Consider the following 14160-nt stretch of genomic DNA (forward strand, 5'->3'; position numbering starts at 1 on the left):
GAGATCCGTTTCCTTTTCAACACCAAGACCTGAAAAGTCAGCAACACCTGTCAAACCTATCACTACATCACTGCCAGAACGCTTGAAGACAACCTATGTAGCAGCATCGAACGGACAATTCGTGACCGAGGTCGATGTGAACTTGGAGCGGATGTTGCAGGAAATCGACCAACTACAGAAGGTGAACGGTTCTGACAAGGTCTTGAATTACTCCATTAATGAGGTGGAGGATGTCATCTTAGTTAATCTACCTGTTAGCGGGCTAAAGGGTGCAATCGCGGATTTTCCAGGAGGTAGAATGATAATCAAATCTCCCATAGGCAGCTTCGAAATTCCGTTTGCCGCAGTGCAGTCTGTTCTAACAGAAGGTTTTGCGGAGAAACTGCAGGTAAGAATCGGCAGCCTGCTTGCTGAGCAGGAAGACAAAATAAACCGTCATTTTAAACTTGAGGGAGCAGTAAAGCTCGGACACACTGTTAAGATTGAATTGCTATGGAGATCGGGTGAGATAGAGAAGCAAGTGAAAGGTTTGGGCGGGAGCAAAGCAAGTTTCACCTTCCACTTGGCTGACCCCGCTGATCCAACGACAACAACAGTACTCTCACATGATATAGCTGTAGGGAAGACCTTCTTCGTTCCAGCTGTGGTGGAGCGCATAGAATCAGGGACGTCGGATATTAAGCTGATCTTATCAGAGACAGGTGTGTTCTCTGTGATAAGCTTAGATAAGATATTCGCAGATATGAGTGATCATTGGGCGAAGCAAGAAGTTAGTCTTCTGGCTTCCAAACATCTCATTGAGGGGATGGATGATCTTCATTTTGCTCCGGATAAACCGATCACCCGAGCTCAATTCACTACGTTGCTGGTTCGAGCGCTAGGCTGGAAGGAAGGGCAGGAGCAGATAACGTTCAGCGATGTGAAGCAAGATGCTTGGTATGCTGGTGCAGTAGGGACTGCTAGCGCAAGAGGTCTGACCGAAGGGTTCAAAAATGGAAAATTTCAGCCTAACGACCTAATTCGCGGGAACAGATGAGTGTTCTTGTACTTCGCGCATTGCATATGGCAGGAATGAATCAAGAGGCTGGAAATAAGGAGGAGACGCTGCGTGGTTATCAGGATCATGATACCATTGCTTCATGGTCTGAGGCAGCGGTCGTCGCTGTCGTGGATACAGGAATTATCGCAGGCCGTAGTGCTACCAGTTTCGTGCCGCAGGCCTCAGCAACTCGGGCGGAAGCTGCCGTTGTACTGATGAGAATGCTTCAGCATGTTGGCTATATCAACCCTTAGATAAAGTAATATTATAACTATTATAAGGCACGAAGAATAATTAAAAGAAAGGGGTGTCCCAAAAGTGATATGCTCCCCTTACGGTAGACAGGTGAAATAATATAACCTGCTACCGTAAGGAGAGATTTTTTTGTCTAATAAAAAATACAGTGCCTCAGAGAAATTCATTATTCTAAGTGAGATTAAAAGCGGCGAAACTGGTGTTAGTGCAGCGGTCAAGAAATACGGTATCCCCAAAACGACCTTGGCGAAGTGGCGTCCCAAATATTAGTTCCAACACTCAACCGTCATTGGGTTGTTAAGGTTACATAAATTAGTTAATCAACAGGCCTGTAGTTACTACCGTATTTACTAGCGGGATCGTACCGTATAACCAATAAAGATTTGAGAGAGCTAGTATGACTAACTGTGACAAAAGTCGTGATGTAACCCAAAAAAGAATCAAATTGTGCTGTGAACGCTGACGACGAAAGTTTTATTCGAAATACGCGGACGAAAATTGATTGATAAAAGTGGAGTAAATGTAAAATATAATAAAATATTGACGTATAGAATTATATATGTTAAATTTTACATGGAACAAAATATTGTAAAAATTCTATTTTTATCTAATTTATGTTTAGGCAGGTTAGATGAATTTAGATGTCATACTTGAGAAAATTCCAAGTAGTATCATTCCACGATACATACTAATGGCGAAGCGTATATTTTTTTAGGATTTTATAAATCTCTGTACTATATAGATCTCGTTTATTAGCCTTCCGAGGCCTAATAAATTCGGGATCTTTATTTTTCTTTTATTTTATATCTGAATGAATTTCATAATTCGAAACCCTTGCCACATAAGGACTTTTTGGGAATGAAAATATTGTCACCTCCCCAATAGCTACCTTCAGGTTTCAATAAAGCAAAAGATTTGTCATCAAAAAGATGTTAAAATCATCGATTTTGGTGGATAATTTCATCGGTTGAATTATGAAATTGGTTCATATTGTAAAATTACGTATTTATTAGGAGTGTTAATGATGAAGGGGAGTAAAAATTCGAACAATAAAAAAGATATGGCTAGCATTCTCGAAGAGCAATTATGTAGAGTAGAAGGAATTTCTAAAGTAGCTGTCGTATACAAAAAACGTAAAGCGCCATTGGCTCGCTATCATACAAATGATCTTTTTATTGATATGAATAAAGTAATCACCACCTCGATAAAAAATACATATGAGCATCCGAATGAAAGTCATGATGAAAGTAGCTATGGAAAAATGTCTTTCAGTTCTGGGGAAGCCTTAAATATTAATCCGAACGCCCCCGTGACGCTGCCCGAAATGCTGATGAAGGCCGCCTCCCTTTCACCTGATAGGGGGATCGTTTATGTTCTTGAAAATGGCAAGGAAATATTTCATTCCTACGTTTCACTGTTCGAAGAAGCGCAGCGTATCTGTAAAGGATTACAGCAATTAAATCTTAAATCTGGGGACCCGGTTATTTTCCAATTCAAGCATAACGAAAACTTTATACCAGCTTTTTGGGGATGCGTCTTAGGAGGCTTTTTACCGACTCCGCTGGCTGTTCCTCCGGTATACACAGAGAACAATTCTGCGGTTAAAAAATTGTATAATACATGGACGTTACTAGAAAAACCTCTAGTGATTACGGAAATGCAGAATCAAGATCAGTTAATAGAGTTAACTCAATTATGGAACGAAAATAAGGCGTTTGTAACCAATATTGAGGACCTCAGGGAAAATGACGGAGAGCTTGTGGAAAATCGATTTGTAGCGACTGATTTAGTGCTGAATCTTTTGACCTCTGGAAGCACAGGCATCCCCAAATGCGTTCAGCATAGTCATCAGAGCTTAATTTCCCGAATACAGGCAACAATCCAATTTAATCAATTTCATCGGCAGGATGTTACTTTAAGTTGGATGCCATTAGATCATGTTGGCGGGATCGTAATGTTCCACTTGCTGAGTGTATATTTGGGTTGTTCGCAAGTCGTAGCAACCATTCAAAGCTTTATCGATAGGCCCACGATCTGGTTGGATTGGATCGAACGGTTTCGGGCTTCAATTAGTTGGGCTCCTAACTTTGCGTATACGCTAGTTAATGAAGCATTGGAACAACCTCACCCAAGGCAATGGGATTTAAGCTCAATACGACATATTTTAAATGGTGGAGAGGCTATTGTATCTCAGAACATAAGAAAATTCTTGCAACTTCTTGAACAGCATAAATTGCCTGCCGATTGTATATTTCCGAGCTACGGTATGTCTGAAACGTCTTCAGGCATCGTGTTCTCTTGTAAAATTAATCGGAATAAAGAGCATGACGGAATTCATTATCTGAATAAATCGACTATACGATCTAAACCTTATACGGTATCAGCTGATCATATTAATGCCATTGCCTTCACAGAAGTAGGAAAGCCTATACCAGGAGTTGCGATTCGAATTGTTAACGAGCACAATCAATTGCTCCAAGAGGGCTGGGTAGGGAGGCTTCAAGTAAAGGGACCGACAATTATGTCCGGTTATTACAAAAATCCAGAGGCCAATGCGGAAGTGTTTTGTGGCGATGAATGGTTCAATACGGGGGATTTAGGCTTTATTATTGATGGTAAGCTAACGATTACCGGACGTGAAAAAGATATGATCATCATCAATGGGCAAAATCATTATAATTATGAAATCGAGGCTTTTGTCCAGGAAGTTCCTGGAGTCGAGGTTACTTTTTCAGCAGCTTGCTCTATTGCTCATCCGAGTGGAACTGGCGATCAGTTAGTCATTTTTTTCGTACCTGCAGCACAAACGCTAGATTCGCAAATGAAAATAGCTATGCGAATTCGCGAGCACCTCATTCGTAAAGTTGGCATAGATCCCACATATATTTTGCCCATCTCGAAAAAGGATTTTCCAAAAACGGATTCAGGAAAAGTTCAGCGAGCTGAGCTTGACAAAAAGTTTATAAACGGTGACTTTGATGAGATTATTAAAAAAATAGATTTGCACTTTAGCAATGAGAATACCATTCCAGACTGGATGTATCGGATGCAATGGAACAAAAAGAACTTACTAACGACTGCTGGAAAAAGGAGTGTCAGTGGGACAACGGTCATTTTTTCCGATTCATGCGGTCTTGTCGAAGAATTTTTGTCCCATGAATGGGATCGAAACAACTTTATACAAGTACAAGTAGGCCAACGATTTGAAAAATTGAATGAAAACGTGTTTAGAATGAATCCTAAACTTCTCGAAGATTATTATTGTTTATTTAGTGAACTTACCAATAAAGGCGTAATCATTAATGAAATTATACATTTGTGGAATTATGACGAGGTATGGATGCCAGTTACAAATGTAGATGCCCTTAGAGAAGCTCAATTTCTTGGTAGCTATAGTCTGCTATTCCTTGCCAAAGCTTTATCCAGGTATGCACCTGATCATTCTATAAGATTTACTGTTGTGGCTAGTCGCTTGCATGGTGTACTGAAATCAGATGAAGTGTCGTTTGAAAAATCAACATTAGTTGGTATTTTAAAAACAATGGAGCATGAGTTAACTGACTTTTCATTTAAGTTAGTCGATGTGTATCCTTCTGAGAACGCTGACTATCGTGCGCTTGCGCAAACTGTTCGCAACGAATTTTTCAATTATGATGATAACCATATTGTCGCTTTTAGAAATGGAGAACGTTATGTCCCTGTATTAAAAAAAATAAATCCATTGCACTCGAGTAGAAAACCGTTGCCTTTTGTAAAGGGTGGCTTGTATTTAATTACAGGAGGACTTGGCGGCATCGGCAAACAGGTGGCAGCACATTTGCTCGATAATTATAACGCCAAGTTACTGATTATTGGGCGTACCCCGTTGCCTGAAAGAAGATACTGGAACGAAATAGCGCAGCAAAACAATAAATTAGCCGAACGCATACAACATCTTCTGGAATTGGAGAGTCAAGCTAAAGATGGGGCATTTGTTGCTTATCATGCGACTGACTTGTGTGATGCGAATAAATTAAAGCAAATAATTAATGACGTTGAGCAAAGCGAAAACACTCGGTTTTCAGGCGTGATCCATTTAGCTGGAATTCTTCATGAAGAACGATTGGCAGACGCCTCTGTAGAAAAACTGGAAGAAATGTACGAAGCAAAAGTATACGGTACGTTCGTCCTTACCCAATTATTAAAGGGTCAAAAAGAAGCTTTGTTTGTTTCTAGTTCATCCGTTACGACATTGAGTGCTCCAATGATGCTCGGGGCGTATTGTTCTGCAAACACCTTCTTAGAAACATTTTCTAGTTTCCAAAGGCAAACACTGAATATGGATAGCCGTTGTTTTTCATGGAGTCTTTGGGATGGCATCGGGATGAGCCGAGAGACAGCATTTACAGGGGCAACAACGAGCGGGTATTTACATATAACAAATAAGCTTGGTATGTTTTCCTTATTAAGCGGATTAAAAACCGGACATTCTCAAATTTATGTAGGGCTTGATGGCACTCACCCGAATATCCAGAAGCTATCCGTAACCAAATCTCGAAATCAAACCGTGTTCCACGCCTTTTTTAAAGTGGAGACAGGAGTAAATGAACATTCCGTTCAATTGGAACTAGATGAAGCTGCACGAGAATATTTTGTACAAGAGAATATAAACTCGGAGTCCTTTCATTTTGAATCCGATTTCATGGATGAATTGCCACTCTTAAAGGATGGTTCAATTAATAAAACCCAATTGAAAGCTGTATTATCATCAAACAACGGAAACGTTCTGTATGCGGAACCTAGGACAAGCACCGAGCAAGTTTTAGTGGGGATTTGGAGTAAATTGCTCAAGGTTGGTCGTATCGGCGTGTTAGATAATTTTTTTGTACTTGGCGGCCATTCTTTAAAGGCGATACAGCTTTTTTCTATTGTGAGACAGAGTTTTGGAGTAGATATCTCGTTTAAGGAATTATTTTCGCAACCGACAATTGAAGGCTTGGCGTATCATATTGATCAAGCAATTCGCAGCTTATCAAAAGAAATTGTTCATCATTCACTGATCGGCGAGATACCGCTATCCAATGCGCAAACTAGACAGTGGGTTCTTTATAAGTTAGATCCACTTAATCCTGCGTATAACAACTTGATTTCGTTACGTTTGAAAGGCAATCTCAGAATAGCTGAACTTCGTAAATCTATACAAGCTCTGGTTGATCGACATGAAATACTGCGTACTCGATATGTCGAGAAAGAGGACAGTGTATATCAGATCGTGGAGGAACAACGAGTCGTAGATATGCAGATGGTTGATCTAATATCTTTGCCTTTCGAAATGGTGGCGGAGAAAGTGGAGCATATCGTTGTCGCCGAAGCCCACCAGTTGTTTGATTTATCCAATGGACCCGTAATTCGATTCAAATTGCTGCAAATTGCCGATGATGAGCATGTTCTTTTAATTTCGATTCATCATATCGCGTTCGATGGCTGGTCGGTGGAGGTTTTACTTCAGGACCTTTCAGCGCTTTATCAATCTTTTTCTACTGATGATGCACCAGCTTTACGGAAACTACCTGTTACCTACAGTGACTACGCAATGTGGCAAAATAATTGGCTGACCGAAACACAATTAGAAAGCCAAATTCAGTACTGGAAGGAACAGCTTCAAGAACGGAATGTTCCGATTATTCAACTGCCTGTTGACTTTCCGCGGCCAAGCATTCAAACCTACAATGGGAAAACAAAGGAAATATGGCTTGACCCAGAACTATCACAAGCGTTATATGAATTGAGCCAGAAGCATAATGCGACATTGTATATGACAATGCTGTCTGTCTTCGTAACGTTACTTGGTCGATACACAGGTCAAGAAGAGTTTGTAATAGGTACGATTGCAGCCAATCGTAATCGATCTGAAATAGAAGGATTACTAGGATGTTTTGTAAACACGCTAGCCCTTTATATTCAGGCAGAAGGTGATTTGACCTTCGTCGAACTATTGGATCGGATCAAGCGCATCACAATCGATGCTTATGATCATCAGGATGTGCCGTTCGAGAAGATAGTCGATGCGCTTCAAATTGTCCGTGATCCTAGTCACCATGTGTTGTTCCAAGTTCTATTTCTTCTTCAGAATATGCCTGACAATCCAGTTTTCGCAAATGATCTGCATGCGGAAATGAAGCTTGAGCATTCGAATACTTCTAAATTTGATTTATCCTTCTTTGTTTATGAGTACTCGGGCCGATTAAGTATAGCGGTTGAGTATAATACGGACTTATTCACTGAAGAGACCATAGAACGTATGATGGCTAACTACCAAACTTTGTTGAACAGTACGGTAAAGTGGCCCGACAAAAAGTTGTTGAGTTTGCCCATAATATCGCTCAAGGAGCAAGAGCAACTACAGACCTTCAAATATACAGGCAAAATTACTAAGATGCATAGAACGATCAGTGAGCTTTTTGAAGAACAGGCGAAAAAGACACCTGAACAGATAGCTGTTCGTTTTGAAAATCACTCATTGACCTATGATGAATTGAATATGAAGGTCAATCAATTGGCAGATGTATTACGCAAAAGAGGGGTCCAGCGTAATCAAATCGTAGGGATTTGTATGGAACGATCTGTAGATATGGTAGTGGGAATCCTCGCCATTCTTAAGGCTGGCGGCGCTTATCTTCCGATTGACCCGTCATATCCGATAGATCGAATTGAGTTTATGTTGGAGGATAGCGAGTCAGCTCTACTGATTACACAACAGGGAGTGGTCTCATCCTTATCTCGATTCTCCGGCGAATATGTTTATGTAGATGACCCTCTTCTCTTCTTGAACGGACCGATTGACATTAAGTCGATAAACGATCCACACGATTTAGCGTATGTCATCTACACATCAGGCACTACAGGGAGACCTAAAGGTGTTTTGATTGAACACCATAACGTGATCCAACTACTGTTTAATGTACCGTTTGATTTTAATGAACAGGATATTTGGACAATGTTCCATTCGTTTTGTTTTGATTTCTCGGTTTGGGAAATGTATGGCGCTTTATTGTTTGGAGGGAGATTGGTCGTTGTCCCAAAACATATTGCTCAAGATCCATCTCAGTTTTTTCAGCTCCTTGGTGAAGAAAAAGTAACGGTTCTTAACCAGACTCCTACCTATTTCACCAGCTTATCTAATGCAATTCTATTCCATGAAAAAACGGGACATTGTTTGCGTTACGTTATTTTTGGAGGAGAGGCGCTGGCGCCAGTTCATTTGAAACCATTTTTTGAGAAGTATCCGGATACCAAATTAATTAATATGTTCGGTATAACGGAGACGACTGTACATGTAACTTTTAAAGAGATCACCGAGCACGAAATTGAAAATAATAGTAGCGATATTGGCTCTCCCATTGCAACTTTGTCCGTATATGTATTGGATAACTGCATGAACATGCTGCCCGTTGGGATTCCTGGTGAGATGTATGTGGGGGGCGAAGGTGTAGCAAGAGGATATCTTAATCGCCCTGATCTGACTCAAGAAAGGTTTGTCCCACACGCGTTCAAACCTGGTGAGCGGTTGTATAGAACGGGCGACTTAGCCCGTTGGCTGCCTAACGGTTCCCTTGAATACTTGGGCCGTATTGACCATCAAGTTAAAATCAGAGGTTACCGTATTGAAATTGGCGAGATTGAAGCTCGAATTATACAAAATCCATCGATTAAAGAAACGGTTGTAGTCGAAAGAGCGAATGAGTCAAATGAAAAATATCTTTGCGCATATATGATTGGGGAGAATTCTCTCGATATTGAGAGCTTGAGAAGCGACCTTAAACATGTATTACCTGATTACATGATACCGGCGTATTTTGTATTCTTAGAAAAATTCCCAATCACATCTAACGGGAAAATAGATAAGAAGGCTTTGCCGGATCCGACTAATCTGTTTCAATTAGATCAGTACGCTCCCCCCCGCAACGAGTGGGATCGCAGGTTGGTTGAAATATGGGAAGAGGTTCTCGGTCTACATCGAATCGGGATTAAGGATAGCTTTTTTAACCTTGGCGGCGACTCCATTAAGGCCATTAGACTCGTTAGTGCGATGAACAATGCGCTTCATTTGTCTCTGCAAATTCGAGATATTTATTCGTTTTCGACAATCGGTACTTTAGTTGATAAAATACAAAGTCAACCGGCACCCCAAAAGCAAAATATAGAGTCGTTTATGACCCATCTTAGTGGTCTGAAAACGAGGTATTTGGTCAATGGTAAAGAGAATGAAATCGCAAGCACGCCAATTGATTTGTATCCAATGAGCGATATATCAAAAGGAATGATCTTCTATACAATCAATCGGCCGGAAGAGGCATTTTACCATGATCAATTTGTGTACAGGCTGAAGGATCGTACTTTTGATAGCAAGATATTGGTCAGGTCCCTATATCAAATGATGGAGAAACACTCCATCTTGCGCTCAGGATTTTGCCTGGATGAGTTTTCTGAACCGTTGCAATTGGTTTATCCTGAAGTAGAGGTTAAAATCGATGAGCATCTACTAACTGGCATTAGCCCAGAAGATCAGGAAAAGTGGATTTCTTCCTATTTGTCTGAAGACCGTAAACAAGCCTTCGAATTCTCAAAGCCTCCTTTATGGAGAATGAGTGTTGCGCATTTGGATTCTGAGCATGTTTGTTTGCTTTGGCGATTCCATCATTCTATCTTGGATGGATGGAGCGTAGCCTCGTTTATAACAGAACTAATCAACCATTATTTTGAATTAAAACAGGACCGTCAAGCTGTACTGCCAAAACTAAAAAGCGACACCAAAGATTTTATTATTGATCAGCACGTCGTTAAAACCAACACTGAAATTATTGACTATTGGAAACATGAGCTTATGGGCTATAAACGACTTTCATTGCTTCCTTTTCAAGAGGCTGAATCAGTCAACTTAGAACATACAGTTATTATTGACACATTGGGAATAGAAGTCATGAATCAAGTGAAAGCTCTATCCAAGTCTTGTCATGTATCAGTGAAAAACTTGTGTTTGACAGCATTCCTTGTTGCAATCAATATGTTCTCGTATGAAGATGAAGTCGTAGTTGGGGTAGTAGAGAATATTCGACCAGTGTGCGATGACGGGGAAAAAATACTGGGGTGCTTTTTAAACACAGTTCCGTTTCGCATGATTCTAAAAGACGAAATAAGCTACTTGGATTTAATAAAGCAAGTAAATGCTAAAGTGGCTGATCTCAAATTTAGCGGACGACTATCGTTAATGGAAGTAAGCAAAGCTGTAGGCGAAACGGCTTCCAGTGAAAATCCTTTCTTTGATGTCATGTTTAACTTTGTAGATTTTCATATTTATAACGAACTAAAGCAAAAGGGTCTGGAATCGATTGTTTCTATTGACATGCATCATCTGTATGAAAAAACGAATACACTTCTAGATTTTACTGTATCAACTACAAATGAAGAATGGTTTATTCGCGTTAATACTACTTTTGACGAGAAGGCTATTCGAAAACTACTGCACTATTATAAAGAAATCTTGGATAAAATGTGCGTGAGTCCCAAGGTAGCATTGAATAAAGCAGAACTTTTATCTGACAAAGAAAGAAATGATATATTGTACACGTTTAATGCCTCCCAAAAGAAATTTACGGAAGGTAGGCCGATACATTCGATTTTTGAAGAGAAAGTTAAGGAAACGCCAAGTCGCGTAGCTTTAATGTTTAAGAATGAAACTCTTACATTCGAAGAGCTTAATAAAAAGGCAAACCAACTTGCGTATGCTCTGGATCAAAAAGGAATTGGGCGTAACGTTATTGTAGGAATTATGGTCGAACGTTCATTTGAAATGGTGATCGGTATTTTAGCTATTTTAAAAGCAGGCGGAACTTATATGCCAATCGATCCAGACTTTCCACAAGATCGGATTTCGTACATGCTGGAGGATAGTTGCGCACATTCCGTACTTACCCAAACGAAGTTTAGCGGTAAATTGACTGGGATTACAGAGGACGTTATCCTACTTGATAACGAGGAACTTTATACAGGGGAAGGAGAAAACTTAGCTGTACCACAAACTATTGGCGACCTAGCGTATGTACTCTATACGTCCGGTTCTACAGGACTTCCCAAGGGAGTCATGATTGAACACGGAAGCCTAGTAAACATTTTATTAGATATGGAAGCACGTTATCCGCTTCAACGGGAAGATGCGTATTTATTGAAAACGTCATTTACGTTCGATGTATCCGCGACTGAAATTTTCGGGTGGATCATAGGCGATGGGAAACTAGTTATTCTTGAACCTAATGCCGAAAAAGAACCGAGCCACTTATTGCTGGCTATTGATCAATTCAACATAAGCCATATTAATTTTGTCCCATCCATGCTACAAACGTTCTTCTATAACGATGGCGATTGGGAACGTTTAAATAAGCTGAAGTATGTGTTTGCTGCCGGAGAGGCGCTTCCCGCAGGATTGGCAATGAAGGTATTGAACACATTGCCGCAGGTTTGCCTCGAAAACATATATGGACCGACGGAAGCTTCGATTTACAGTACATCTTATTCTGTTACACAATGGAAATCCGATTCAAAACGTATGCCTATCGGAAAACCTTTAACCAATTACTCCGCGTATATTCTTAGCAGTAAGGGGCAGATTCAGCCCATTCATGTACCGGGGGAACTGCACATAGCCGGTGTAGGAGTGGCTCGTGGTTACCTTAATCGCGATAGTCTTTCCAATGAAAAATTTATTGAGAATCATATTACACAAGAGGGAAGAATGTTTAAAACGGGAGACCTTGCCAGATGGTTGCCCGATGGCAATATCGAGTATTTGGGAAGGATTGATCATCAAGTAAAAGTCAGAGGCTACCGGATCGAAACCATGGAGATTACTGCTCAAATGGTAAAGCATCCTGTTGTTGAAGGAGCAGTGGTTCTAGCTAAGGAACGCGAAGACGGTACAAATGATCTGGTTTGCTACATTGTTTCGTCAGTTCAGTGGACTTCAGGTGAATTACGTAGTTATCTGAAGCAATTGCTGCCCGAGTACATGATTCCGTCGTATTTTGTTTCAATTCCAGATATTCCGTTAAATAACAATGGCAAAACCGACGTAGTTGCGTTAAAAAATCTCGATATCAAAGCGCATTCGGAGGTCTACGTTGTTCCTCAAGATAAACTTCAAGAAGAGATGGCATCGGTTTGGTGCCAAGTTTTGGGGGTATCGGATATTGGTATCCACGATAACTTTATAGAATTAGGAGGGGATTCGATTAAAGCAATTCAAATCGTTTCCCGATTTAATGCGTTAGGTCATGCTATCCTGGTAAAAGATATTATGGTTCATCGGACGATTGCCGAACTTTGTGAGCATATTCAAACCAATAGATCATGGAAAGTATACGATCAAGGGATCATTCACGGAGATAAGCCAATGCTGCCTATTGATTGTTGGTTTTTCTGGCTCCCTTGGGCCGAACCTGGTTCCTACACGCAAACGGTTTTACTGGAAAGCCGCGAGCAAGAGTTAGACTTGAATTTGTTGGAGCAAGCCTTTGACAAGTTAATTACTCATCATGACGGATTGCGGTTAAACTTATCAGAAGACGGAGATCGGCTTTATTATAATAACAACCATTTACTTAAGCAGTTTAAAATACAAATCATAACAGTGGATAGTATGCAGGATGCTGTATATGACAATAATTTCGATTTACATGGTGATCTGTTACTATCTGCAAAATACTATAAAATACCGGATGGAAATCCATTGTTAGAGATCTCGGGTCATCATCTGGTTGTTGACGGAATATCATGGCGCATTTTGTTGGAAGATCTTCAATACTTATACAAAAAATTATTGGCTGAGGAACCTGAATTGGGTCTGCCAATGAAGACCGCTTCCTTACAAGAATGGGGTTCCTTCCAGAAGGAACAGGCTCAGTCGGCTGAATTAGAAACGAAAGTGGAGCTTTGGAATTCTATATTGAATACACCATTCCTCATAGAATGCGATTACGAAACGAATGACTGGTCTTATCAGCACCAACGCATTAGTAAAGGTTATTTAGAACCGGTTCAGACGACCCAACTCCACAAAGAGGCACTTCGTGTGTTTCATGCAGAGATGGACGATTTGCTTCTTGCAGCATTAGCTAGAACTTTAAAGGATTGGCAAGGCCACGAGTATATAAAAATTGAAGTAGAAAGCCATGGACGTTATTCCGATAGCATTGACGTTTCGCGAACCGTCGGTTGGTTGACTTCTTTTCATCCAGTGCTGATCAACGGTCAGCACAGTACAACAAGTGAGTTAATTAAAGTGGTCAAACGACAGTTAAGAGAGGTGAAAGAAAATAGTAGCGAGTACGGACTTCTAAGCTTCTTGAAAAAAGTTCCGTCGCTAGAATACGAACTCCCCGAAATTCGATTCAATTATCTCGGAGAGTTTGCTGATGCACAGAACGCCCTATTCGACCTCGAGAGTTTTTCGGCGCAATTGAGTAAGCAGAATACGTTTACGGCAAAACTGGATATTACTTGCCAAATTATTCGAGGATCGTTCGAACTCCAGATCGCTTACAGTGATCAAATGTTTCATGAAAATACGATTAACAAAATTAGAGATTTGTATTTGGTTCATTTGAAAGCGATTACTTCTGATGCGGTAAACCATGGCGAGATGGAGCTTTCTCTTTCCGATTTTGATGCGATTGATCTTGATCATGCAGAGTTTGATTCTCTTTTTTCTTAAACAGGGTTGAGCCGTCAATTCAACCATTCAGTTACACCTTTCTTGGTAATCAAGAAAGGTATTTTTCTGTCGTTTGTTCATTATTTAGAACCAATTCAATTTAGAAAAGAGTGATAATGAT

4 protein-coding genes are annotated in these 14160 nt (G+C 40.3%); all 4 read left to right on the plus strand.

What is annotated here, in order from left to right; translation table 11 throughout:
• Nucleotides 1–82 precede the first annotated feature (82 nt).
• Entirely contained in the window at nucleotides 83–1036 is a 954-nt protein-coding gene (locus UB51_RS07410) for an S-layer homology domain-containing protein (protein WP_144406973.1), read from the plus strand.
• Entirely contained in the window at nucleotides 1033–1293 is a 261-nt protein-coding gene (locus UB51_RS07415) for an S-layer homology domain-containing protein (protein ID WP_044876765.1), read from the plus strand. The genes UB51_RS07410 and UB51_RS07415 overlap by 4 nt, the downstream gene beginning before the upstream one ends.
• A gap of 130 nt (nucleotides 1294–1423) precedes the next feature.
• Nucleotides 1424–1564: a helix-turn-helix domain-containing protein gene (locus UB51_RS27625; RefSeq protein WP_160297233.1), complete on the plus strand. Its 141-nt coding sequence runs from the start codon at nucleotides 1424–1426 to the stop codon at nucleotides 1562–1564.
• A 751-nt stretch (nucleotides 1565–2315) separates the two neighbouring features.
• On the plus strand, nucleotides 2316–14039 hold the full coding sequence (locus UB51_RS07420; RefSeq protein ID WP_082063063.1) for a non-ribosomal peptide synthetase: 11724 nt from the start codon (nucleotides 2316–2318) through the stop codon (nucleotides 14037–14039).
• Nucleotides 14040–14160 lie beyond the last annotated feature (121 nt).

The organism is Paenibacillus sp. IHBB 10380, from assembly GCF_000949425.1.
GTDB lineage: Bacteria > Bacillota > Bacilli > Paenibacillales > Paenibacillaceae > Paenibacillus_AQ.

Excerpts from the sequence above, each read along its gene's own strand:
- UB51_RS07415 (WP_044876765.1), top strand. The coding sequence starts at position 1,033 with ATGAGTGTTCTTGTACTTCGCGCATTGCATATGGCAGGAATGAATCAA.
- UB51_RS07420 (WP_082063063.1), top strand. The coding sequence starts at position 2,316 with ATGATGAAGGGGAGTAAAAATTCGAACAATAAAAAAGATATGGCTAGC.